This window comes from Streptomyces sp. NEAU-174 (assembly GCF_052665095.1).
This window is the reverse complement of record NZ_JBQTCE010000039.1, coordinates 1-24,707: the sequence shown is the minus strand read 5'-3', so window position 1 is coordinate 24,707 and position 24,707 is coordinate 1. Positions and strand designations below refer to the sequence as shown.

Below are 24,707 nucleotides of genomic sequence, written 5' to 3'. Positions count from 1 at the left end.
ATGTGTTGCCGAACCGCGTTGAGTCCGGTCCACAGCAGTAGACCTGGGTGCAGTTGCCGGCACCGCACAGCGCCGCGGACAAGGGAAGCAAGCCCCTCTCGTCCTCCGGGTACACGTGCACCCGGTCGCCGTAGCGGGCCAGCTCGTCCAGGAACACCATGGAGGCGCGACGCCGCCCCCCGTAGTAGAGCTGCCACTCGGCCCCCGAACGTTCCACCTGCGACACCATGGGCACGATCGGCGTGATGCCGATGCCGCCCGCGATGAAGACGTACCGACGGGCCGGAACGAGCGGGAAGTCGTTTCGGGGTCCATCGACACGCAGTATCGACCCCGGAGCGACCATGTCATGCAGATGTCGCGATCCACGGCCGGCCGGAACCCGCAGCACGGCGACGAGCCAGACGCCGCTGTCCTCACTTCCGGTCAGCGAGTATTGACGGCTGAGCCCAGGTTCGAGCGCGATATCGACATGGGCGCCGGGTGTCCACGGCGGCAGGGGTCGGCCGTCGGGATAGCTCAGTGTGAAGGCGACGACATTCTCGGCGATGCGTTGCTTACGGGTCACCAACAGGAGCATGAGCGGCCTCTCCAGTCCGATCGCGGCGTGGCGACGATCGGAACTCTCCACCGGTCAGGCAGGAGTACGACCTGGATAGCCCCGAGGCCAGGGGCTCCCGCCCGGCCACGCGGATCGCCGAGACAGTGACAGCGCCCGGCGAACCGCGTCGGAGTCGTGCGAGAACATGTGCTGCAGCCCGGACTCCGGAAGCATCAGGGTGTCCAGGCGCGACAGCGGTCACCGACACGGCACTAGGCCATCCATGGTGTCGCGAACCGCGGCGACGGGGGAGGCAGGGGCTTAGGAGTAGGCGCCGTGAAGCGCGCTCGGATCGAGCAGACCTTCGGCCTGGCGGCGGAGCATGCCCGCGACATCCGGTGTCGAGGACAGCAGGAAGCGGTCCTCGCGCAGCCCCTCGACGTAGGCCCGGCCGATCTCCTCCGGCTGCTGGATGTCGTACGGCACCGTGTCCTCGATAGCTGCCGCACCGTCATCGCCCTGATTCACCGGAGTGCCGTAGAACTTTATGGTGCTGTCGAAATTCGTCGCGGTGTGGTCCGGAGCCAGCAGAGAAACCCCTACTCCCTGGGGCCGCAGCCACTCGGCTAGGCACTGCGTCAGACCGACGATCGCGTTCTTGGAGGTAATGTACGGCGCGGCCATCGGCGAGATCGGATGCCCGGCGAGGACTCCGAGGCTCGATGTCGTGTTCACTACATGCCCGCGGCTCTTCTTCAAATGGGGTAGAAAGGCCATCACGCCGCGCACCTGGCTCAAGACGTTGAACCGCAGCACCCGCTCCCACTCCTCAAGTGGGATCTGGTCGGGAGACCCGGCCACGCCGATACCCGCGTGATTATGCAGGAGATCCACTCGGCCGAACCGCTCGACCACCTGATCGGCCAGCGCCCGCACATCGCGGTCGCTTGTGACGTCGCAGCGGATACCGACCGACTCGCGGCCCAGCGCGCGAATCTCCTCGGCAGCTTGTGCGGCGCCCTTGGCGTCAAGGTCCGCGATCACCACCGTACTGCCCTGGCGGGCGAGCCCGGCGGCGCACGCGCGGCCGATCCCGCCGGCTCCGGCGGTGATCACCGCTACCTTGCCAGCGAACTCCATGGGGGGACTCCTCGTTGTTGGGTGAGACAAAAGGCGATGGGTTGTGAATCCGCATGCCTGAAGAAGAGGGCGAACTAGGGGACGACCAGTCCACCGTCTGCCAAGTAGGTGGCACCGGTGACAAAAGTCGCGGCGTCAGAGAGTAGGAACAACGCTACATTGGCGATTTCCTGCGGGTCCGCGAGGCGTCCTAGCGGGGTCTTGCCAACGATCATTTCCATCATCTCGTCGTTATCGAGCCAGTCCAACAGCATCCTCGTACGGGTCGCGCCGGGCGCGAGGCAATTGACCCGGATGTTGCGGTCCGCGTAATCGAGTGCAGCGGCCTTGGTCAGTCCGACGACGCCATGCTTGCTGGCGACGTATGGAGAGATGAACTTCTCGCCAATAACGCCGCCGACCGACGCCGTGTTGACGATGGCGCCACCATCACTGGACAGCATGGCGCTGATCTCGTGCTTGAGGCAGACGAACATGCCACGCAGATTGACGTCGACCACCCGGTCGAAATCCTCGACGGTCAGTTCGTGCAGTGGCCCTTCGGCGTGCGCTCCGGCATTGTTGAAGGCGAGATCGAGGCGACCGTATTGGTCGACCGCCGCCTGTACGAGGCCTTCCACTGAGTCCGGATCAGCGATGTCCACACAAACCCCGGTCGCCTCACCTCCTGCCCCCTCGATCTCTTTCACCAGTGCGTCGAGTTCGTCCTGCGAACGCGCTCCACACACGACCGCGGCCCCTGCCGAGGCGAGGGTCCGCGCCGTGGCGGCTCCAATACCGCGACCGGCCCCCGCGACGACAGCGACACGGTCGTGCAGATCTACCTTGAGTTGAGTGGCTCCGGGGGTGGGCGCAGGATTCATGATGATTCTCTCGATGAGACCATAAGATCGTCGCTAGTTGACAACAACGCATTGATCCGGTGCATCCAGTGGGTGCTCAATATGCCGGCGTGCTCATCGACTGGCGACACAAATAGGCAGTGCAATGTCCTTTACGGGATTCTCCGTACTGCGACCTTGCTCATACCGAACGGTAGGCCCAGCGCATACATAAAGGCAATTATCATTTTCTCTATGAATGCCTAACCGATGGCTTATGCTTCTCCGGGATGCGGCGGACCGTCCGCACGGAACGCCGACGGTGGCACGCGCGGCCTGGGGCCCGCTTGATCGTTTACCGGCGCGCCGCCGGCCCGCCCCGTCGAGCGAAGGCCCGCGACGGCTACTGGTCGCTGATCAGGCGTTCGAGGTGATCGAGGTCCTCACGCAACATGGCGATCACAGGTACGCCGGCCACCGCCATCTCCGCGAGGAGCTCGGACACCGTGTCGATGTCCACGCTACCGTCAGGGCGGTACCACCATGCCACCCAATTGCACATGCCAAGGATGCCCAGTGCCGCGACGCGGGTGTCCACGGGACGGAAACGACCAGCGATTACACCCTGGTCCAGGACGTTCACCACCGCATCGAGTACCGCGTGCCGTGCATCGGCGTGGGCCTTGACGATGTCGGCGGGCAGCTCCGCCTCGAACTTGACGAGCAGCCGGAAGCGGTGGCGTGAGTAGCGATACGGGTAGCCACCGTTCGGACCAACATGCGGAGCTTGTCAGCCGCGTCCAGGTCCTCGCGGCTGCCGATCTCCTGCAGCACCGCGGCCGGGGCCTGGACCACCTCTTCGACCAGTTTGGCGAGCAGTTCGTCCTTGCTCTTCACGTAGTAGTAGAGAGCGGGGCGTGTCAAGATCATCGCGTCGGCGACGTCCTGAAGGCTGGTGCCCGCGAAGCCACGTTCGGCAAGCAGACGGGTGGCGTGCTCAAGGATCTCGTTTTCCACAAGCTCACGTCGAGATGTCCCTGAGCGTCCGGCCCGAGTCCGCGGGACGCCGCTGCGGTCGCTGTTCGTCGCTTTGGGCGCGGCGACAGCAGAAACCGAAGCGAGCCTGGTGTGCAGCGATCACCTCGGCTCGCTTACGGATGAAGCGGACGCGCACCGCCCCTCCTCGACGACCTCCGTACAACGATTCGGTCGGTAGCCGCGGCCTGCGAACCGGGGCCTCAGGCCGGGAGGGTGGTGCCGCTCCGCATGCGGTTCAAGTGGAACGAGAACCGACCCTGCGCGTGCTTGCCCAGAAGGGCTGGCAACTCGGACTCAACCGTGATGTCCGAACCGGGCGCGACCGGTTCGACCCGGTGGATCCTTATTTCGCCCTTCCGTCATCCGCCCGTGTTGACATTTCTATTGAATATTCTACGCTCACGTAAAAGCTGTCAAGCCGAGGAGGGCACAGAGTGGACGCGCGGGGGGTAGCAGTGATCGGGGGCGGCCCGGGCGGGCTGTATGTGGCGCGTTTGATCAAGCTCGCATGCCCGTCCTGGGAGGTCACGGTCTACGAACAGAACGCGGACGGGCGGACCTTCGGATTCGGTGTGGGACTGACCCCCAGCACGCTGCAGAGCCTCGACGAGGCCGACCCCGACTCCGCCGCCGACATCCGTCGAGCCGGGCACGCCGGTCACGGGATGGAGATGCGCGTAGGGGCAGGTGTCCGGCTGCCCGGCGGGGGCAACATTGCCATCGGGAGAGCCGTGCTCCTGACCATTCTCCGGACACACGCGGTGCGCGCGGGTGTCCGGATGGTGACCGCCCATGTGGACCTGCCCGATCTCGAGGCGGATCTCATCGTCGCCGCAGACGGTGTCCGAAGTGGTGTGCGTGAGAAGCTCGCGCCAGAGTTTCGTGCCCAGGTCGAGCTCGATGACGCGCTGTACCTCTGGGCTGCGACCGACTTCGCACTGGACCACGCCACTTTCGCACCGGCCCATACGCCGCACGGCGTTTTGGTCGTCCATGCCTATCCGTACGGGCCGGATCGCAGCACCTTCCTCGTCGAGACCGACGAGGCGACTTGGCGGAGAGCGGCACTCGATGTCGCGGACGCGCACACGGAAGAGGGCAGTTCCGACGAGCGGAGTCTGGAGTACCTGGCAGACGCCTTCTCCGACGTTCTCCTGGGACATCGGCTGCTCGGAAACCGGACCCGGTGGCAGCGGTTCGCCACAGTGCGCTGCGGGCGCTGGTACCACAACAACATCGCGTTGCTCGGCGATGCCGCGCATACGGCGCACTACTCGATCGGCTCGGGCACCAAGCTGGCCCTCGAGGACGCCATCGCCCTGGCCCGTGCCCTCGTCGGCGAGGCTTCGATCGCTGCGGCGCTCGAACGATACGAAGCCCTTCGCCGACCCTGGGTGGAGCGCTTCCAGACGATCGCCGCCCGGAGCCATGTCTGGTGGAAGAACTTCCCCCGACGGCTCGATCTCACCCCCGCTCGCCTGATGACCTCATACATGACCCGCGCCGGGAACGTCACGGTGGACGGTTTCGCCGAGTGGCATCCCGACGTGGTCGCCGACGCCGCCGCCGCCTTCGGCGGTGAGGAAATCTCGGCCGAAACCGCTGCCGATCCGGTACATCTCGCCAACGCCGTCCTCGGCAGTTCGATACCAGGCATAGGACGAAGGGTGGTGGACTGCGAGGACGTCACGGCCTTGGCGGTACCGCTGGCCGAGTCCGTCACCGACCCGTGGGGTCCTGAAGGGGCACACGTCGTGGCTCGGGCCCGCGGCCTGCTGGAGGCCGGGGCCCGGATGCTCTGGCTGACCGGTGACGGAGACCGGCCCGCCGCGCTGATCCGCTGCGATCTGGCCGAACGGCTGCGGCTCGACACAGGCGCCATCGTCGGGGTCGACCTGCCCGCCTCTCTGGCGGCCGATGCCGTGGGTGCCCTGCTCGGAGCGCGCGCCGACCTCGTTCGCTTTCGTTGAAACCAGGCAGTTCCGTTCCCCAGCGGAGTTCACAGCACCATCATCGTCAGGTCCAAGGAGGGAACCATGACGCGCCACGGTCTTGTCGCTCACCCTGCCGCCCTCGTCGAGCGATACGAGCACGCGGGAGCCTGGAGCGACTCCACGCTGATCCAGCAGTGGCAGAAGATTGCGGACGCCTTTCCGCGGAAGGAGTCGGTAGTTGCGCCCGACGGCTGGCTCACCTACGCCGAGCTCTCGGTCGCCAGTGACCGGATCGCAGCGGGTCTGCTCGACCTGGCGCTTGTACCCGGCGAGCGTGTCCTGCTCCAGGTAACCAACAGCATTGGCGCCGTGCTGGCATGGTTCGGGGTATTGAAGGCGGGACTGGTACCGGTCTACACGTTGGCCGCGCACCGGCACCACGAGATCGAGGCGATCGGGCACCGGGCCGCCGCGGTAGCGCACCTGGTGGAAGCGTCGCCCAAGTTCGACATGCAGCGTTTCGCCGCCGAGGTGGCCACACGAGTCCCGAGCCTGCGCGTCCGGCTCACCGCCGCGGCCGAGCCGGGCACCGCCGGTGTGCGCATCGAGGACCTCGCCGGTGAGGGCGACCCCGCTGCCGCCCGCGAGCGCGTCGAGGCCGTGCAGGCGAGTCTTGACCCGGACGACGTTGCTGTTCTGCAACTGTCCGACCACAGGGACCCCTAAGCTGATCCCCAGGCTGCACCACGAGTACTGGTACAACGCCCGAGAATATGCGCGAACGCTCGGCTGGGACGACAGCGCCCGCGTCGCGCACGTGCTCCCGATCGTGCACAACGCAAGTATCGTCTGCACGCTGCACGGCGCACACAGCGTGGGTGCGACGGCACTGCTCCTCCCGCCCGTCGCCGATGTCATCCTGCCCGCCATGGCCGGCGAACGCATCACGGACATCATCGCCGCGACGCCCATGGCGGCATTCGCCGCGCCTATGGTGCAATGCGCCACTCATCTCCGCCGGGTCATCATCTCGGGCTCCAAGCCGCCTGAGGGCATGTTCGAGGTCTTCGAGGAAGCCGGAATCTGGGTGGGTCAGCTGTATGGCATGGCTGAGGGCTTCTTCAGCACGACTCCCCTGTCCGCCCCCCGGGCGGCTCGCCGCTACTCGGTCGGCGTCCCCCTCAGCTCACTGGATGAGGTGGTCGTCCTTGTCCCTGGCACGGAGACCGAAGTACCCGACGGCGAGATCGGCGAGTTGTGCGTCCGCGGCCCCTACACCATCCGCGGCTACTTCGACGCGCGTCCCGCCGAAGAGGCTGAGGAGACCGTTGCTCACAACGCTCACGCCTTCACCTCCCAAGGCTTCTACCGCACCGGCGATCTGGGCATGTCGCGGATCGAGGACGGTTACCGCTGTCATTCGATCGAGGGCCGGATCAAGGACGTCATCAACCGCGGCGGGGAAAAGATCAGCGTCGACGAACTCGAGGCACTCCCGGCCGGACACCCGGCGATCGCGGCCGTCGCCGTCGTAGCGATGCCTGACGCGCGGCTGGGCGAGAAGGCATGCGCCTACGTCGTTCCCCGGCCAGGATCGCCTGTCGATCTTGCCGACATACAGCACTTCACCCACCGCGGCGTAGCGAAGTTCAAGTGGCCGGAACGTGTCGAGAGCGTCGATGCCCTGCCACGTACGGCTGTCGGCAAGATCGACAAGAACGCGATGCGCGCCGATATCGCGACACGGCTCGCCACACCCGCGGCCACCACACCCTAAGCGCGAATACACGACGCGGCTGTTCGCGCCCAGCGAGGATTCACCTCGGCCTGGACATCGGAAACGCGCCGAGGCGAACCGTATATGCGCCCCGAGTAGCGGTTCGCCCTGGCTTCACCGCGGCCCTGGACGCTCGGGGGCATTCGTCACGCAAGGGATGCCGTCCACCCGTGGAGCATATGCCGCCGGAATGGACATAATGGATGCAGCGTTCTGGGCAGGTAGCATCGCTAATGAGGAGCGAGATGAACGCCTTCAGCGATCATGAGCGAGGCGGAGCGTTCCCGTTCGGCGACGTGGTGGCCGCCCTGGTCGATGGCAACGGCATCGTACGGGGGTGGTCCCGAGCGGCCGCGCGGCTGCTGGACCGCTCGCCCGCGGACGTCTGCGGTCACTCGCTCCGGCGACTGCTCGTCCAGGAACCGGATCCGACGTGGGGGCCTGGAAGCGCGGGGCAGGCGCTGCTGCGGCACAGTTCCGACCGCGCGGTTGCGGTCACCTTCGGCGTGCTGCCGTTGCACGGCACGTCTCACCTTCTCGTCCTGGCCGCGCCCACGCACCGCGTCACCGGCTGGGAGCGGAACGAGGCCGTCCTGCGCGCGCTGCTGCTGCAGGACCGGGTGGGGATCGGCATCCATGACATGGACTTGGTTACCGTCCACAGCAACGTCACCCCCGATATGTTCGGCGGGATCATGGTGGTCGATAGCCAACTGCGCGAGATCATCTCTGACCCGGACGCTGCCGCAGCGCTGCGGCAGGTACTGGCCACCGGCATTCCGATGATCGATCGGAAGCAGCGCGTTCGGACCCCCCGCGTGCCTGGTAAGGAATGGTGCTTGTCGTTGTCGGCCTTCCGGTTGCAGGATGCGAAGGGGCGGTCCACCGGCCTTGTCACCCTGTTCACCGACGTCACCGAGCAGCAGCGCTCCCGCCATCACCTGGATCTGCGCCATGAAGCGGCAACACGGGTCGGCCGTTCCCTCGACGTTCTGCGCACAGCTCAGGACCTGGTGGATGTTCTCGTCCCGGCACTCGGGGACCTGGCCTGGGTCAGCCTCGCCGAAGCCGTGCTCGGTGGTGACGAGCCTCCGAAACTGGCCGGCTCGGGGCAGTGGCACCTGCGCAGGGCCGCCGCGGCATCGGTCGGTCCCTGGCCATCCGGGCTCTGGCCGCCCGAACTCGGCGATGAACCCCCGATGCCGGACGTACCCGTCCTGCGCAGGGTCCAGCACGGCGACACCGTGGTGGCCCCGGACCGGGCGACCTTCATGGCCATGATCGAGTTCGACCAGCAACTGGCCGCGTTCCTGATTCCCGAGCACGGGCACTCGCTGGTGGCGGCACCTCTGTTCGCCCGAGGGCTCGTGCTCGGAGCCGTTGTGGTCTGGCGGACCAGCCGACCTGAGCCATTTGACCAGGCGGACGCGGAGTTGCTGACGGAGATCGCTACCCGCGGTGCACTGAGCGTCGACAATGCCCGCCGATACACCCGCGAGCATCGCGAAGCAGTCGTCCTGCAGCAGCGCCTGCTTCCCCGCGCCGCCACGGACACTCCAGCGGCCGAGACCACCGGCTTCTACCGGCCCGCCGGAGGCGGGGCCGACATCAGCGGAGACTGGTTCGAAGCCATCCCTCTGCCTTCCCTGCGGGTCGCCCTCATCATCGGGGATGTGACTGGGCACGGGCTGCCGGCCACCGCCACGATGGGCCGCCTCCGGGCCGCCATCCACACTCTTGCCGATCTGGAAATGGAGCCGGACGAGCTCCTCACGCATGTCGACGACCTCGTCCAGCAACTCGGCAACGAGGCGCCTCAAGGACAGCAGGACACGGTCGGTGCGACCTGCCTCTACGTTGTCTACGATCCCGTCACCGGACGCTGTTCCATGGCCAGCGCGGGCCATCCGCCACCCATCGTGGTCAGGCCCGATGGCACGGTGCGGGACATCGACGTCGTCCCTGGGCCTCCCCTCGGGGTGGGGGGCATGCCCTTCGAGGTCGCCGAGACCCATGTGGAGCCCGGCTCCATCCTCGCGCTCTACACGGACGGGCTGGTCGAACATGGAGATCACGATCTCGCTGCCGGAATCCAGCAACTGACCGACGACCTGGCCGCCTTTGGTGGCCCTGGTCGAACCCTGGACGACATCGGCCGCTCTCTGCTGGCCGACACCACCGATGCCCCGGCCCGGGACGACATCGCCCTGCTCCTGGCCCGCACCCGGGCGATCCCGTCAGACAACGTGGCGAGCTGGGAGTTCGCCGCCGACCTGACCCAGGTGGCAAGCGCCCGGGAGGCCACCATCCGCCAGCTCGCGGCCTGGGGACTGGACGCGGAGGATGTCGCGTTCACCACCGAATTGCTGGTGAGTGAACTGGTCACCAACGCCATCCGCTACGCCGGCGGTCCGGTAGGGCTGCGGCTCATCCGCGAGGACGTGTTGGTATGCGAGATCTCCGACCCCAGCAATACTCAGCCGCGGCTGCGCCGGGCTCGTAGCACCGACGAGGGAGGTCGCGGCCTGTTCCTCGTAGCCCAGCTCGCGTCCCGCTGGGGCTGCCGGTACGGGCATACCGGAAAGACCATCTGGACGGAACAGCCCCTTGGTGCTGCCGGCGCTAGGGCTGGACGGTGACGGAGAGCAGTCCGTCGGCATGCAGGCGCCGAAGCTCCTTCTTGTCGAACTTGCCAACCGACGTACGCGGTACCTCCGTCACGAAGGCCCAGCGTTCCGGCAGCTGCCAGCGTGCGATACGGCTGCTGAGAAACTCCCGCAGTTCCTGCGTCGTGACGTCATGGCCCGGTGCCGCGACGACCACAGCCAGCGGCCGCTCGCCCCACCTGTCGTCGGGCACCCCGACCACGGCTGCCTCGGCGACCGCCGGGTGGCTCATGAGGTGATTCTCCAGTTCGACGGAGGAGATCCACTCGCCACCGGACTTGATGACGTCCTTGGCCCGGTCGGTGAGTGTCAGGTAACCGTCCGGCGAGATGCGTCCCACGTCGCCCGTGCGCAGCCAGCCGGAGTCGAACTTGTCAGGGTCGGGTTCCCCGTCGCCGATGTAGGTCGCCGTGATCCATGGGCCTCGTACCAGGAGCTCTCCCACCGATGCGTCGTCCCAGGGGAGTTCGGCGCCGGTGCCGTCGATGATTTTGGCCTCCACCGGTGCCAGGAAGCGGCCTTGGGTCAGCTGGTACGTGCGCTCGGTATCGCCGTGGGCAGTGGCTGGTGGCCGGGCGATGGTGCCCAGCGGCGACATCTCCGTCATTCCCCAGGCATGCAGTGTGGTCACGCCGTGCTCCTCGGCGAACGCCTGCATCAGGGACTCGGGCATGGCCGACCCGCCGACGACGGCTTCCTGCAAGGAAGACAGATCGGTCGTGGGCTTTTGACGCGCATACTGCAACAGGCCGCTCCATACGGTCGGGACACCGGCACCCTTGGTGGGGCGAACCGTCTGGATGAACTCGGCCAGTGGTTCCGGCGAGAGGAACCGGTCCGGCATGGCCAGCGAGGCTCCGGTGAGGAATGCCGCGTACGGCAGCCCCCAGGCCATGACATGAAACTGTGGGACGATGGCCAGTACCAGGTCCCGTTCCGAGAGTCCGAAGGCGTCCGGCAGTGAACTCGCCAGCGCGTGCAGGTAGACGGAACGATGGCTGTACACCACTCCTTTTGGGTCGCCGGTGGTGCCCGAGGTGTAGCACATGGCGGCCGGGGCGTTCTCGTCGATGTCGGGCCACGCGTACGAGGCGGGCGAGTTGGCGGTCAGTTCCTGATACGAGTGCACTGTGATATCCAGGCCGTCCAGCGGCGAGAGGTCCGCCGGGCCGTTGACGATGACGTGCTCGATGGTCTTGCTTCCCGGCAGAATGGTCGCCAGGGTCCCGACCAGGGTGTGGTCGACGATCACGACCTTGTCCTGAGCGTGGTCGGCGATGTACTCCACCTGCTCGGGGAACAGTCGGATGTTCAATGGGTGCACGATGGCCCCCATCGCCGGCACGGCGAAGTAGACCTCTGTGTGCTCCTGGTTGTTCCACATGAAGGTGGCCACGCGGTCGCCGCCGCGCACTCCGAGGCTGTGCAGGGCATGTGCCAGACGCGCGGCGTTCCGGCCTGTTTCGGCGAAGGTGGCGGACCGCGGGCCGTGCGGGCCCGCTGTGACGATCCGGGAGTCCCCGTGAATGCGGGAACCGTGTTCGAGAAGTCTGCGGATCTGGAGCCCGACTCCCTGCATGGTGCTGTGCACTGCGTTTCTCCGATCGGCTTGGGGCCCGCACAGGGGGTTGGCCCGGTGATCACGGCGGCTGGGGCGTCGGCCCTGGCTGGTCACACTGGGTCTCTGACGACGTTGAGGTTGATCGGCCGCTCGGACCCCCGCCGTGGATGCGGCAGGAAGACGATGAGCAGCGCTCCGACCGCCGCGGGCAGCGCGAAGGCGTAGAAGTTCCACGTCGATGGCAGGTGGGAGTCCAGCAGCACCCCTCCGTACAGAGGGCCGGCGATCCCGCCCAGGCGGCCCAGGGCGAGGGCGGTGCCGAGTGCGGTCGCTCTGAACTCGGCCGGGTATCTGCCGGCGATGTACACATTGAGCAGGATCTGGGTGCCCAGGCTGCCGATACCGGCGAGGACCACGGCGATGTACACGACCAGCATCGACAGGGGCTGGCTCAGCGCGGCGACGCCCACGACGGCCGTCATGAAGGAGATGATCACTGTCCGCCGAGAGCCGATCCGGTCAGCCAACTTGCCCATGATGACGGGACCGACGGCTGTGCCCAGATTGAGGACGACGAGGAATGTCAGTGCCGAACCGAGGGGGTATCCCGCGGTGCGCATGAGGACTGGCAGCCAGGTGGACAGCCCGAAGACCACCAGCAACGCGCTGAACATCGCCGCGCCGAACATGATTGTCGTGAGGAGATACGGGCGGGTGAACAGTACGGCGAAGCGCCGTAGACCGGAGTGCTCGGCCGCCTCATGCCCGGCTGTGGGCAGATCCGCCGAACGGGGCAGATGGAAGTAGGCGAGAGGCAGCACGATCAGCGCGGCGAGCCCGCCGGCCAAGAACTCGAAGCGGAAGCCCAGGCCGGGGACGACAGTGGCGGCGATGACGGCGGCCAGGGCGCCCCCGACTCCTGCTCCGGCGAAGGCCAGGGTGGTGTGGAGATTGCGGCGATGTTCGGGGGCGTGCTCGTAGACGAGCGCCGCGACGGTGGGCAGGACCCCTCCGACACCGAGCCCGACCGCGAATCGGCTGACGCCGAAGAACTCCGCGTTCGGCGCCATTCCGCAGGCGAGCATCGCCCCCGAGAAAAGGGAGACGCTGATGAGGACGAGCCGTCGGCGGCCGATCAGGTCTGCGGCCCATCCCATGAGGAGAGCACCGAAAAGCATGCCGATGGGGGTGAGGCTTCCGAGGAAGCCCGCTTGACTGGACGTCAGCCCCCAGCCCGAGTCCGCCAGGAGGCGCGGCAGGGTCGCGCCGAAGGCGATGACGTCGTAGCCCTCGAGGACCATGCAGACAGCACACAGCAAGAGGACGGCCGAGGTGCGGGGAGCCGCCTGGGGCATGGCGATCACCAACTGCTCTCGTCAGTCTGGGCCTGTGGCTCGATCCCCAGCTGGGGCAGCGACTCGACGTAGTCGGCGACACCCGACGTCAGGTCGAACTCGGGCTCGTAGCCGAGGTCACGGCGTGCGCGGGTGATGTCCATGACACCGTGCACGGGGCCGATGCCGAGATATTCGAACCCTCGGCCGATGGTGATGTCGGCAGACGGGTAATGAGCGCGTACCGCGTCCGCGAAGTCTTCGAGTGTGGAGCGTACGCCAGTGCCGATGTTGTACACCCAGGAGCCGAGGTTCGTGCTGGTGCAGGCGCGCACGATGGCCTGGGCGACGTCCTTGGCGTACATCATGTCGTCGCCCTGCTGGCCTCCGCGGCCGACTGTGGCGGGAACGCCCACCATCGCGTTCTCGATGATGCGACTGTGGACTCCGACGGGACCGTGGCGGGCCTTCTTGCCCGGTCCGTAGATCGCGCCGAACCGCAGGGCCACGAAGTCCATGCCGAAACGCTCGGCGTATACCCGTCCGGCCTCCTCGCTGAGGATCTTGGAGGCGCCGTATGCACGCAAACCGGGAGTGGGGCCGCGGGGGTAGTCCTCGGTGACCGGCACATAGGTGGGGTGGGCAAACTCGCCCGTGATCGGGGCGTACACCGCCTTGGAACTGGTGTAGACGACCCGTCGCACCGTCGCCTGGCGCGCGGCTTCCAGTACTCCCACCGAGCCCAGTGCGTTGACTTCGAATGCCCGGTAAGGGTCGGACGGCGCCACCACGACGGCGGCGAGATGGGCGACGGTGTCGATGCGTCGGCTGGTCATCAGCCGACTCAGCCCCTCGACGTCCATCAGATCCTGTTGCACGAACTCGAAATGGGGTTCCAGGTCGGGCAGCAGGTCGAAGTCCGGACGCACATCCAGCACGGTGACCTGGTGGCCTTCGGCCAGGAGTCGCCGTACGGCCCAGGCGCCGTTGACACCGAGACCGCCGGTTACCAGGACCTTCATGGTGTCTCTCCGTTCCGTGCGGGCACAGTCTCGGTGAACAGGGCGGTGAAACATCCCGGGCAGAATCCCTGGCGCAGCACGACGTCCACATCGAGGTAGTGACGGGCGTTGTCGTTGAGGTGGGGGCCTGCGGTGCTCGGGGCGCCTTCGAAGACCTTGGTCAGCCGGTGGCGCCAGTCGGGACCCGCGGGTGCCACCGGGGTGTCGCAGTGCCGACACACGTAATGCGGGGAGCCGTCCACGAGACGCTGAACGAGGTTGTCGTCCACGGGCCGCTCGTCGGCGAGTGTCTGACGCGCGGTGTTGGTGTCAGCCTTGGACACGGTTCCTCCTATCGGCGCGGACGGCTTCACGGCATGCGGCGGTGGCTGCCACGTTGACGGTGAACGAGTCGTCGAGGACAACGCCGTAGACCGTGCGCGCCGCCTCGGGCGACACCTTCAGTTCACGGACGTCCGTGGCGACCAGTTCGGGGTCGCGGAGCACCGGGTCCCCGTAACCGCCGCCACCTTGCCACCGCATGACGTACACGTCGCCCTCCAGGAGGAGGCGCTCCTCCTGGTTGGAGGGGAACTCGGGAGTGCCACCGAGTTCCGCGACCGTGGAGGGCAACTCGCCGCGGGCGAGCAGTTCCGCCGTGGCGGATCCGCGTACGGCGATGTCCTCCTGTGCGGCTCCCGGGTGGCCCCCGGCCAGGCCGCGATTCATCGAAACAGCCTTCCCCGAACCGGAGATGACCTGATAGACGGGCGCCGGGCTGTGGTAGGGGGTGAAGGCGACGCTACCGCTCAGACCGCCGCGATAGCGGCCGGGCCCACCGGAGTCGGTCTCCTCGCGTCGCCACAGGTACAGCAGGGGTGTGGTGAACTCGTTCATCTCGACGTCCGGGACCTTGCCCATGGGGATGAACGGCAGACCTGCCGTGTCCACACCATCGTGGTCGCTGCCCGCACCGAAGCCTCCGGCCATCGGTTCCAGGATGGAGGTCGCGAACGGTGCGCCGTGCTGGTTGAGGCCGGCGACGATACTGAGGTCCCAGCTGCCACAGCAGACGCTGGCCACGGAGGACCGGGTCGACGGATGCGTGTCCAGCATCTGTGACAGGCACTCCATCACCGCGTTGGTAGTCGCCCAGGAGGATGCGACCGAGCCCTTGCCGACAGCGGCCGGGAAGGTGGCGTTGTTCAGGGTGCCGGGCTCACTGATGATGTCGACGCACCGCATGATGCCGCCGGGCGCCCATGGCAGGTCGCCACAGAGCAGGGGCATCATGGCCGAGATGATCCCGCCATAGAGTCCGGTGAAGGTACAGTTGATCATGCCGGACTGCTCGTCGGTCCCGGTGAAGTCGAACAGCAGGTCAGAGCCGGTCTTGGTGAGCTTCAGCCGGATCGCGTGCGCCTTGCGGTCGCCGGTGTGCGACTGCTCCTGGTGATTGACGGCGGTCCAGGCGCCGTCCGGGATCGTGGCCAGCCTGTCCCGCAACCGCTGCTCGGCGTCGCGCATCTGCAACTGCATGACCTGCTGGACGGTATCCGCGTCGAACTTGCGGATCAGCTCAGCGATGCGCTCATGGCCCAGCTTGTTGGCTCCTACCTTGGCCCGCAGATCCAGGGCGACCAGTTTCGGGATGCGGGAGCGGCGTACGTACGCGTCCTCGACGTCACATTGGATCACTCCACCGCGTACTACCTTGATCGGCGGCATGGGCAGGGACTCCCAGAAGACATCTTCGGCGCGCGGGGTCCAACTGCCGGGGCTCACTCCGCCGACGTCCAGTTGGTGGGCGACGGCCGCGGTCCAGCCGAACAGCTTTCCGTCGTGGAACAGAGGGGCGAAGAGGGCCACGTCGTTCTGATGGAGGCCACCGCCCACCCACGGGTCGCTGCACAGAAACATGTCACCCGGCTCGATGCCCGGGTTGTCGGCGCGATTCCGCAGGATCCAGCCGATGGCCAGCCCGATCGACGCCACAAGCTGGGTGTTGTACGGGCCGACCTGCACGATGTGTCCGTAAGGGTCGGTGAGCGCCACGTCGAAGTCGTTGCAGTCGGTGACCACGAGGGAACCGCTCATGCGGCGCAGCGCGTCGCCCATCAGGTCGGTGATGGCGAAGATGCGGTTGCGTACGACCTCATAGGTGAGCGGGTCGACCTCGACGCCGCTGAGGTCCGTGGGGTACAGCGGCAGGTGCTCGGGAAGGTCCGTACGGACCTCTTCGTTCGTATACGGCCTGCTGGCGAAGATCTCCGAGCCGGGTACGGGCGTCACAGCCATCACGGCCTCCGGTCATCAAGGTGAAGAATGATGTTGCGCAGGGAGTCCACCCGAGCCGAGGCGTCGCGGGGTACGACGACGGTGGTGGTGCCGGCCTCGACGATCGCCGGGCCTTCGAGACGGTGTCCGTGGGTGAGGCGGGCGTAGTCGTAGATCGCCGTCACCTCCCACCCCCTGCGTGAGTCCAGGAAGACTCGCCGGGTGCCGCTGAGCGCGCCCCTGGCGTCCTCGCTCTCCGCCTTGGGAGCGGTCGCCAGCTCAGGAGTGAAGGCGGTGGAGCCAATGCCGAAGACACGGTGGTTGATGAGCTGGAAGCCGGCGTCGGCGTGCCCCGTTCCACGGCCGAACATTTGCTCGTACGTGTGTTGGAAGTCGGATATCACCGTGTCCATGTCGGCGTCGGTGAGCGGCCCCGAGCCCACCGGCGTCGGGACTTCGAACATTTGCGCCGTGTAGCGGATGTCGAGCTGTCGGCGCATGTCGATGGAGGTGAACGACACCCCTTGGGCCTCGAGCCGGGCGGTGAGCCCCGCCTCGAGTTCGGCGAATTGCCGCTCGACCCGCTCCGCGTCGAAGGGGTAGGTCGCGGGGTTCGAGAGCTCGGCGGACAGCACGACATCGGAGGTGGTGAGGCCGTACGCCGAAAACGCGTTGGCGTCACCCAGCGGGATGTAGATCTCCTTGATTCCGAGATCGGCGCCATAGGCGAAGCAGTGCGCGGGACCGCCACCGCCGAAGGCGTAGAGGACGAATTCGCGAGGATCGTGGCCCTGCCCGACCACCACCCGGCGCAGCAGGTCGGCGGTCTGGGCGTTCTGGATCTCGAAGACCGCGGCAGCGGCCTGCTCGGCATCGAGGCCGAGAGGTGCGCCGATCCGGGTCTCCAGCGCCTTGCGCGCCCGCTCGATGTCCAGCCTCTTGGTGCCTTCGGCGAACGTCTTCGGATCGAGGATGCCCAGGACGAGGTTGGCGTCGGTCACCGTCGGCTCGACACCGTCCTGGCCGAAGCAGGCAGGCCCCGGGCGGGCGCCGGCGCTGCGCGGGCCGACGCGCAGATTGCCTCCCGCGTCCAGCCAGGCGATCGCACCGCCGCCCGAGCCGATCGAGGTGACGTTGACCATCGGGGTGCTGACGGTGAACTGGTTCAGCGTGGTGGAACTGGAGTACACCGGTTCCCCGTCGACCACCAGGCCGACCAGGAACGTCGTGCCCCCGATGTCGGAGGTGATGATATTGCGGTGACCCAGTTTGCGGCCGAGGTTACGGGCTCCGATCACACCGCCGGTGAGTACTGAACCGATGGTCGTGATGGCCTGTGCGGGTGCGTCCTGCGCGGAGACTGTTCCGCCGCTGCCCTGCATCACCAGCAGCGCGCCGTTCAGTCCGCGGAGTTGGAGTTCATCGGCGAGCGGCGCCAGATAGTCCCGCAGAGTGGGACCGACCTGGGCGTTCATGACAGTGGTGACGGTTCGCTCGTATTCGCGGATCTTGGGACTGAGGTCACTGCTCAGACATATATAGGTGCCCGGGCTCTCTTCCTCAATGATCTTGCGTAGCCGGATCTCATGCTCTGGATTGACAAAGGACCACAGCAGGCTCACCGCTATCGCGGCTACGCCGTCTTCCAGTAGTTCCCGGATGGCGACGCGTGCCTCGTCCTCGTCGAGACGCACGACTACGTTTCCCTGGTAGTCGACGCGCTCGGTGATCTCCTTCACCATGCGTTTGGGCAGGAGCGGCGGAGGCTTGCGTGTCGCCGCGACGTTCTGGATCTCCTCGGGCCCAAGGCCAGCGTACCGGCCCTCGACATTCATGATGTAAATTGAGTCGCGGTGCCCTTTTGTGGTAAGCAGCCCAACCCGGGAGACGTTTCCGGTGACCAACGCGTTGAGAGCTGCTGTTGTTCCGTGGCAGATGTAATCCACATCGGAGAGCGTCGATTCACGGGACCGGCCGAGCTTGCGGCCGATCTCGTCCACGGCGTTGAGAAATCCCTCCGCAAAGTCGGGCGGAGTGGATGGAACTTTGGCGGTGGTGATGTTTCCCTGATCATCACCCAAAAATGCGTCGGTGAACGTGCCACCGATATCTATCCCGAGAATGGCACTCATGTTGTCCCTAGCTCCAGGCATGGCTAAGCCGATCGGCCACGAAGAGGAGTCAAATACCAGGCGCTTCGTTTGTCGGCCCAGCGGAGGCACTTGACCCGGCGCATTCATCTCAAGAGATGCGGCGTTGCCGGGTAACTCTAGGGGCATCCAAGCCATATGCATAGTAACGCTTGTTCGATGATTCCATAACGGATACCTTATGGAGAACTGCCAATGAGGCAGGATCTGAACGACCCGTGCGGGAGGGCCGCCCCATGGAATCCCAACTTTCGCTGCGCAGGCTCGAGGTCTTCTGCCTCGTGGTGGAGGAAGGCAGCGTGACGCGCGCCGCCGAGCGACTCAGAGTCGCTCAGCCAGCGGTCTCCAGCCAGCTCCGCGCACTGGAGCAATGGATCGGGGCGCGGCTGTTCGTCCGGACCTCCGGTCGCATGGTGCTGACCGAGGCCGGCAGCCGGGCCCACCTGTGGGCCCGGGAGATGCTGGCCAGGTGTCTGCAGGTCCGCCGCGACGTGGAGGAGCTGACACTCGGCACGGGAGGCAGTGTCGTGCTCGCCTCCAGCCTGGCGGTGGGCACCTATCTGCTGCCACCCCTGATGACAGCGTTGCGCGCCGAGCGGCCCGGAGCCGATATCACCGTCCATGTCACCCAGCCGGAACACGCACTGCACGCCGTGGAGATCGGCGAGGTCGACTTCGCCGTGATGACCCGCGACGAACGTGCACTTCCCACCTCCATCGTCGCCGAGACGCTGCTGGACGAGCCCTTGATCTTGTGCGCCACTCCCGATGGACCGCCTACGGCGGACTCCGTCTCGCTGAGCGCCCTACCCAAACTGCCCATGGTGGGAGTGCCCAGACATGTGGCGTTTCAGAGGAGCGTCGACACTCAGCTGCAGGAGTTGGGCGTCGGCGAACTCGACACGGTCATTCGACTCGGCCATGCCGAGGCGATCAAGGCCGCGGTCATCGAGCACGGCTGGGCGGCACTCTTCCCCCGCTACTCAGTGGAACGCGATCTCGCGGAGGGAAGACTCCGCGCGATCGAGTTCACCGATGGAGCCCTGCACGAACGCATCGGGCTGTTCTACCGGACGGACAAGTACTTCTCTCCCCTGCAGGCGTCCGCACTGGACGCGATCAGGCTGGCGGGACGGTAGCCACCTCAAACGCATAAACAATGCATTATGAATAACAAAAGAAAACGTTAATGGACTTATGTTCCTTGTTTACCTAGCGTGGTGGACACAGAGCCGAGCAAGGAGCACAAGCGATGAAGCTGGCGCGTTTCCACACACCACCTGACGGATCCGGGGCATCGTTCGGTGTGGTCGACGGAGACGAAGTGGTCGACCTAGGGCACCGCATGGCTTCGTTCGAGGCCATGCTGACCGAACTCCACAACGCCACGCCTCGCCCTGGCGACCCCCGCTGGCCCGTCAGCACCATCACATGGCAGCCCCCCATCGGGACGCACGCCAAGGTCGTGTGCGTCGGGTACAACTACCCGTCACACGCCGTGGAATCCCAGGAGGCGCTGCCCGAGTGGCCCACCCTGTTCACCCGTTTCCCCGACTCCTTCGTCGGCGCGGGGCAAGCGGTGGTTCGGCCGTACGACACGGATTCCCTGGACTGGGAGGGCGAACTGGCCTTCGTGATCGGCCATCCGGCGCGCCGGGTGACCGCCGACCGCGCGGACCGGCACATCGCGGGCTTCACCTGCATGGCGGAGAACAGCGTGCGGGAGTGGCAGTTGCACACACGGCAGGCGACCGCCGGCAAGAACTGGCACGCCAGCGGCTCCTGCGGGCCCTGGCTGGTCACCCCCGACGAACTGGGGGACCGCCCTCTGCAGGTGATCACCCGGCTCAACGGCACGGTCGTGCAGGACGACTCGACCGACCGTCTGGCCTTCTCCTTCGGCGAACTACTCGCATACATCAGCGCCTTCACCCCACTCCGGCCCGGTGATGTCATCGCCACCGGGACTCCCCAGGGCATTGGCCACCGGCAGGTTCCTCCCCGGTATCTGCGCCCGGGAGACGAACTCGAAGTCGATGTGCCGGGTATCGGTGTGCTCCGGAACCCGGTCACCGACGAGGCACGCTCCCTGAACCCGTCGGAGGTACACGGATGAGTCCCCACCAGTGGAATGACCAGGACGTCGAAGCCCGCGCGGACCTTCCCTCCGTCATCGATGCCGTCCAAGGCGTCTTGGAACACGAGGCGACGGATGCCGCCTGGAACATCGATAAAACCATGGCCACCTGGTCACCCATGAGCAGCGCCCACGCCCTGGGCGCGATCGACACCGAGGAACAGCTCGTCGTCTTCAAGACCTGGGTCAACACGCCGGCCGGAGCGACGGCCGTCCTCACCGCCTTTTCCGCCTCCGACGGCAGTCTGCGGGCCTCGCTGCAAGCCGGGGTGGCCGGTGCCCTGCGTACCGCCGCGGTCTCGGGACTCGCCACACGCTGGATGAGCCACCCGGACGCCGACGAACTCGCCGTCCTGGGCACGGGGCGCCAGGCCCTGCGCCAGGTGGCCGCGGTCGCCGCGGTCCGGAACCTGCGCCGGGTCCGCGTCTGGAGCCGTACCGCCGAGCGAGCAGTGAGCTTCGCCGCCCAGGTGCGAACGGACCTCGGGCTCGCCGCTGAAGTATTTTCCACGGTTGAGGCAGCCTCCCAGGACGCGCCCATCGTCACCCTGATCACGCGTGCCACCGACCCGTTCTTCAGCCTTGACGCCTTGGCCGAAGGGGCCCACCTCAACGCTGTCGGCGCGATCCTTCCTGCCAACGCGGAGTTCGACGCGAGTCTGCTGGCGTCCTCAGCACTCACCGTGGTCGACAGCGTGCCCAACGCGCAACGGGGCTCGCGCGAACTGCGCGAATTCTTCGGCGATGACTGGACTTCGGTGCATCGGCTCGCCGATCTGGTCACCGGCAAGGTGACCCGCCCTGAGCGGCCGCGCTGCACCGTCTTCAAGGGTATGGGCATGGGACTGTCCGACCTCTCGGTCGCCGCACTGTTGATCCGCGGCGCCCGACTCTCTCCACCGAAATAGACCAAGGAGCCGTTACCGTGAGCGTCACCTCTTCCCCCTCAGACCTCGACGCCCTCCCCGCAGCGCCGGAGTCGCACGCCCGGTTCGTGGACGTCAGCGGACAGGAGACCGAACCGATCCGGCCCTGGGCGCCCGTGAAGATCTCCCGGGCCCAGATCGAGGCGGAGATCGAGCGCCTCGCCTCTCTGCCTCGGCCGGCGAACGGCCGTCGAGGCAGCCTCATCGTGCATCCGGATGCCGTGGGCCTCGGCCCGGGGCTCGCTCCCGGCGTTGACGTCACCATCGACGTGCTCAAGCCGGGCGAGCGGACCACCCCGCTGCGGCGCAACACGGGGCAGGTCGAGATCGGGATAAGCGGCCGCGGCGTTGTCCACGTCGTCGGCAGGTCCACACGTATGGAGCGCTGGGATGTGTGCAGCATCCCGTCGATGAAGGGCCATTACTTCGAGAACGACGGCGACGAACTCTGGGCCCGGCTGAGCTACTCCAACGCTCCGCTCCTGGCCAAGCTGGGTGTCCTCTACGGTGAGCCCCTCACCGAGGAGCAGATGGCCACGGGCCGCGGTGGCCCGGCTTCCGCCGACCGCCGGTCCGAGCGCTATATCCGCGAAACCGCCCCCGACATCGAGCTCAACGACTCCGGGGCCCGGCTTCGGGGCTACGAGTACCTCGTGGACATCGAGGTCGTCGAGAACAACCCGATGCACTGGGCCTGGAGCGAGGTCCGCGAGCACCTGTCCTGGGAGCAGGGCGACGGCAAGCGGACGATCATGGCGCTGTACAACCCGGCGACCGAACGCCGCAACGGGGCCACGCACAGCTTCTTCGTGACCGCCTCCTCGATGCCGCCCGGCGTCGCGCCGCAGCCGCTGCGCCGCGGTCACCGGCACAGCTCCGTCGCCATCAACTACCACTTCCTCGGCTCGGGCAGGAGTGTCGTCGAGGGGCACGTCGTGGACTGGAGCGCGGGAGACCTGCTGCTGTCGGCCCCCGGCTGGAGCGAGCACGACCATTACCACGGCCCCGACGGCTTCGGCGTCTTCACCGTCCAGGACCACCCCCTGCACATCGGCATGGAATCGCTGATCTGGCAGGAGAAGATGTCCGGCCCAATTCTCGCCCTCGGTTCCGAAGCCGGCCAGACCGGATATGTCGGCCCCCGTACGACAGGTGCCTGAGGTGCGCGAACGAGCACACGACGAGGTGAGGACCTCATGAAGTTCCGTAGCGATCCGACACAGATCAAGGGTTCCGTGGCCCCCGTCATCACGCCTTTCACAAGCGACGGCGCCCTGGACCTGCCATCCCTGCGGGGTCTGGTCCGCCGGCAGCTGGAGGCCGGCTCACACGGCATCTCGATCGGCGGCTCCACAGGAGAACCGGGAGCCCAGTCCGTCGCGGAGCGGATCGAGGCCATCAAGGCAGTCGCCGAGGAAGTCGCCGACGCGGTGCCGTTCCTCCCTGGCACCGGCTCCGCCAAGCTCGACGAAACCGTGGAGATCACCGCTGCCGCTAAGGCCGCGGGTGCCGATGCCGCCCTGATCATCACCCCCTACTACGCACGTCCCACCCAGGAGGGCCTGTATCAGTGGTACGCGACGATCGCCCGTGAGTTCCCCGACCTGCCGCTGATCATCTACAACGTGCCTTCGCGCACCGCTGTCGACATCGCCCCTGACACCGTCGACAGGCTCCACCGCGACTTCGGCAACATCGTGGGCATCAAGGAAACCACCAAGGACTTCGAACACTTCTCGCGGGTCTTGCACAAGACAGGGACTGGCTTTCTGGTGTGGTCCGGGATCGAACTGCTCGGCCTGCCCCTCCTCGCACTCGGTGGCTGCGGCTTCATCAGCGCCGTGTCCAATCTGGCTCCGGCTGCCGTGGCCCGCATGTATGAAGCGTGGGAAACCGGAGACCACGCCACGGCGCGGGAATTGCACTACCGTCTGCACCCTCTGGTGGATCTGCTGTTCGTCGAGACCAACCCGGCTCCGTTGAAGTACGTCCTTCACAAGCGGGGCCTCATCTCCTCCGCTCATGTCCGGATGCCGCTCACCCCGCTGACCGCGCAGGGAACACGGCGCGTCGAGGAACTGCTCAGGGAAGGTTCTGGAGTCCTCGACGAACAGGAAAGCGCGGAGACTCGCTGAACCGGGGCGGTTCGAGGACCTGACGTCAAGGGGGTGCGCGTTCCGCACCCCCTTTTCGCCGCCGGGGCCGAGACGGGCCGCACAGGAGGCCACCGGGCTCGGCAGCAACCCTGTCGCGACGCGGCAGGTCCTGATCACGTGCCGCTGTCCCCGAAAGCGACCAGATCCCAGATGCCCTTGAGGCGTGCGGTCTCCGGGGCCGTTTCCAGCCGACGCAGAGCGATTTTCGGATGCGATCTGGCGGGGTATGGAATCTCCGCCCCGACCGCTGGCTCCTACTCCCAGCGCCTTCACCAGGAAGGTGTGCGCAGGTCTCTCCGCCCTGCCGGTGGGTGCTCGGGGGCGTCGCTGTGGTGGGGGCCCCCGAGCACGTGTGGGTCAGCGTCCGATGTGGTGGCCGCCTTCGGCGGGGATGATGGCGCCGGTGGTCCAGCGGCTTTCGTCGGAGAGCAGGAACAGGGCGGCGCGGGCCATGTCGTCGGCCAGGGCGATCTGGTTCATCGGGGCCATGGAGGCCAGGTGCTGCTGGAGTTCGATGGGCAGGGTGTCCCACATCTCGGTGCGGGTGGAGCCGGGTGCGAGGGAGTTGACGCGCACGTTGGATGAGGCCAGTTCCAGGGCTGCGCTCTTGGTGAGGCCGTTGACGGCCCATTTCGAGGCGACGTATTCCGAGATGCCCGCCACTCCGACCATGCCGCCGACGGAGGAGACGTTGACGATCGAGCCGCCCTGGGCGGCGAGCAGCGCGGGGATCTCGTGCTTCATGGACAGGAAGACACCCCTGGCGTTGACCTCCATGACCCGGTCGTAGGCATCGGTGTCCTTCTCGTGCAGTGGTGTGCCGTCGCTGGTGATGCCGGCGTTGTTGAGCGCGCCGTCGAGGCGGCCGAACCGCTTGACCGCGGCGGTTACGGCGGCTTCCACCGTGGCCTCGTCGGTCACATCCAGTGGCACGGCGATGATCTGGTTGTCGGCGGTCGACAGCTCGGCCGCCAGCCTCTGGAGGCGGTCGGTGCGCCGGGCGCCGGCCACGACGTGGGCCCCTTCGGCGGCGAAGCGCCGTGTGGCGGCTTCGCCCATGCCGGCGGACGCGCCGGTGATCAGGATGACCTTGCCCTCCAGCCGGCGGGCCTGGATGGTCACCGGTGCGGGGTGGTGATTGGGGTGGGACGTCATGATGGTGTTCTCCGAACGTAAGAGACATGGGCGACGCGCAAGCGAACCCCCGGACCCAGCTCAGCGGCCGAGCACGGTCTTCAATGCCTGAGC

The 24,707-nt window shown here is 66.8% G+C and carries 20 protein-coding genes and 1 pseudogene; 9 read left to right on the top strand and 12 right to left on the bottom strand.

Features of this window, described 5'->3' with window-relative positions; translation table 11 throughout:
• Positions 1-187: 187 nt before the first annotated feature.
• The 5 genes and pseudogenes from ACT2CW_RS49710 to ACT2CW_RS49690 form a co-directional block, all read right to left on the bottom strand.
• Positions 188-580: pseudogene (locus tag ACT2CW_RS49710) on the bottom strand (ferredoxin reductase); the annotation flags it as partial.
• Positions 581-862: 282 nt separating this feature from the next.
• Complete coding sequence (locus ACT2CW_RS49705; protein WP_051573950.1) at positions 863-1,681, bottom strand: SDR family NAD(P)-dependent oxidoreductase; 819 nt, start codon at positions 1,679-1,681, stop codon at positions 863-865.
• A 74-nt stretch (positions 1,682-1,755) separates the two neighbouring features.
• Positions 1,756-2,544, bottom strand: coding sequence for an SDR family NAD(P)-dependent oxidoreductase (locus tag ACT2CW_RS49700; protein ID WP_445521389.1), 789 nt, complete (start codon positions 2,542-2,544; stop codon positions 1,756-1,758).
• Positions 2,545-2,905: 361 nt separating this feature from the next.
• A complete protein-coding gene (locus ACT2CW_RS49695) occupies positions 2,906-3,193 on the bottom strand; it encodes a hypothetical protein (RefSeq protein WP_240812862.1) in 288 nt (95 codons plus the stop codon).
• A complete protein-coding gene (locus ACT2CW_RS49690; protein WP_206311564.1) occupies positions 3,142-3,519 on the bottom strand; it encodes a TetR/AcrR family transcriptional regulator in 378 nt (125 codons plus the stop codon). The genes ACT2CW_RS49695 and ACT2CW_RS49690 overlap by 52 nt, the downstream gene beginning before the upstream one ends.
• A gap of 455 nt (positions 3,520-3,974) precedes the next feature.
• On the opposite strand from ACT2CW_RS49690, the gene ACT2CW_RS49685 reads away from it, so the two are divergent.
• From ACT2CW_RS49685 to ACT2CW_RS49670, 4 genes are all read left to right on the top strand, one after another.
• Positions 3,975-5,510 carry an FAD-dependent monooxygenase gene (locus ACT2CW_RS49685; protein WP_445521388.1) on the top strand — a complete coding sequence of 512 codons (1,536 nt, stop codon included), beginning with the start codon at positions 3,975-3,977 and terminating at the stop codon, positions 5,508-5,510.
• Between the two features lie 66 nt (positions 5,511-5,576).
• The gene (locus tag ACT2CW_RS49680) at positions 5,577-6,200 is read left to right on the top strand and encodes an AMP-binding protein (protein ID WP_445521387.1); all 624 of its coding nucleotides are present in this window, start codon (positions 5,577-5,579) and stop codon (positions 6,198-6,200) included.
• Complete coding sequence (locus tag ACT2CW_RS49675; RefSeq protein ID WP_445521386.1) at positions 6,148-7,251, top strand: AMP-binding protein; 1,104 nt, start codon at positions 6,148-6,150, stop codon at positions 7,249-7,251. The genes ACT2CW_RS49680 and ACT2CW_RS49675 overlap by 53 nt, the downstream gene beginning before the upstream one ends.
• Before the next feature lie 245 nt (positions 7,252-7,496).
• On the top strand, positions 7,497-9,890 hold the full coding sequence (locus ACT2CW_RS49670) for an ATP-binding SpoIIE family protein phosphatase (protein ID WP_138911733.1): 2,394 nt from the start codon (positions 7,497-7,499) through the stop codon (positions 9,888-9,890).
• Here the strand turns inward: ACT2CW_RS49670 and ACT2CW_RS49665 are convergent.
• The 6 genes from ACT2CW_RS49665 to ACT2CW_RS49640 all read right to left on the bottom strand — a co-directional run bounded on the left by ACT2CW_RS49665 (position 9,874) and on the right by ACT2CW_RS49640 (position 18,222).
• Complete coding sequence (locus ACT2CW_RS49665; RefSeq protein ID WP_445521385.1) at positions 9,874-11,508, bottom strand: long-chain fatty acid--CoA ligase; 1,635 nt, start codon at positions 11,506-11,508, stop codon at positions 9,874-9,876. The genes ACT2CW_RS49670 and ACT2CW_RS49665 overlap by 17 nt on opposite strands.
• An 80-nt stretch (positions 11,509-11,588) precedes the next feature.
• Positions 11,589-12,833 (bottom strand): MFS transporter, encoded by a 1,245-nt coding sequence (locus tag ACT2CW_RS49660; RefSeq protein ID WP_445521384.1) that lies wholly within the window; start codon positions 12,831-12,833, stop codon positions 11,589-11,591.
• 5 nt (positions 12,834-12,838) lie between these two features.
• Positions 12,839-13,834, bottom strand: a complete 996-nt coding sequence (locus tag ACT2CW_RS49655) for an NAD-dependent epimerase/dehydratase family protein (protein WP_445521383.1) — start codon at positions 13,832-13,834, stop codon at positions 12,839-12,841.
• Positions 13,831-14,157, bottom strand: a complete 327-nt coding sequence (locus ACT2CW_RS49650) for a hypothetical protein (protein ID WP_445521382.1) — start codon at positions 14,155-14,157, stop codon at positions 13,831-13,833. Before ACT2CW_RS49650 ends, ACT2CW_RS49655 begins: the two co-directional genes overlap by 4 nt.
• A complete protein-coding gene (locus ACT2CW_RS49645; protein WP_445521381.1) occupies positions 14,144-16,111 on the bottom strand; it encodes a hydantoinase B/oxoprolinase family protein in 1,968 nt (655 codons plus the stop codon). Before ACT2CW_RS49645 ends, ACT2CW_RS49650 begins: the two co-directional genes overlap by 14 nt.
• Positions 16,111-18,222, bottom strand: coding sequence for a hydantoinase/oxoprolinase family protein (locus tag ACT2CW_RS49640; protein WP_138911729.1), 2,112 nt, complete (start codon positions 18,220-18,222; stop codon positions 16,111-16,113). The genes ACT2CW_RS49645 and ACT2CW_RS49640 overlap by 1 nt, the downstream gene beginning before the upstream one ends.
• Before the next feature lie 254 nt (positions 18,223-18,476).
• On the opposite strand from ACT2CW_RS49640, the gene ACT2CW_RS49635 reads away from it, so the two are divergent.
• From ACT2CW_RS49635 to dapA, 5 genes are all read left to right on the top strand, one after another.
• Positions 18,477-19,379, top strand: a complete 903-nt coding sequence (locus ACT2CW_RS49635) for a LysR family transcriptional regulator (protein ID WP_138911728.1) — start codon at positions 18,477-18,479, stop codon at positions 19,377-19,379.
• A 113-nt stretch (positions 19,380-19,492) separates the two neighbouring features.
• Positions 19,493-20,356, top strand: a complete 864-nt coding sequence (locus ACT2CW_RS49630; protein ID WP_138911727.1) for a fumarylacetoacetate hydrolase family protein — start codon at positions 19,493-19,495, stop codon at positions 20,354-20,356.
• A complete protein-coding gene (locus tag ACT2CW_RS49625) occupies positions 20,353-21,285 on the top strand; it encodes an ornithine cyclodeaminase family protein (RefSeq protein WP_445521380.1) in 933 nt (310 codons plus the stop codon). Before ACT2CW_RS49630 ends, ACT2CW_RS49625 begins: the two co-directional genes overlap by 4 nt.
• A 17-nt stretch (positions 21,286-21,302) precedes the next feature.
• Positions 21,303-22,463 (top strand): hypothetical protein, encoded by a 1,161-nt coding sequence (locus ACT2CW_RS49620; protein ID WP_206311563.1) that lies wholly within the window; start codon positions 21,303-21,305, stop codon positions 22,461-22,463.
• A gap of 36 nt (positions 22,464-22,499) precedes the next feature.
• Positions 22,500-23,438, top strand: a complete 939-nt coding sequence (dapA, locus tag ACT2CW_RS49615; protein WP_138911725.1) for a 4-hydroxy-tetrahydrodipicolinate synthase — start codon at positions 22,500-22,502, stop codon at positions 23,436-23,438.
• Positions 23,439-23,816: 378 nt separating this feature from the next.
• On the opposite strand, the gene ACT2CW_RS49610 is transcribed toward dapA, so the two are convergent.
• Positions 23,817-24,614: an SDR family NAD(P)-dependent oxidoreductase gene (locus tag ACT2CW_RS49610; RefSeq protein WP_445520540.1), complete on the bottom strand. Its 798-nt coding sequence runs from the start codon at positions 24,612-24,614 to the stop codon at positions 23,817-23,819.
• Positions 24,615-24,707: the final 93 nt, after the last annotated feature.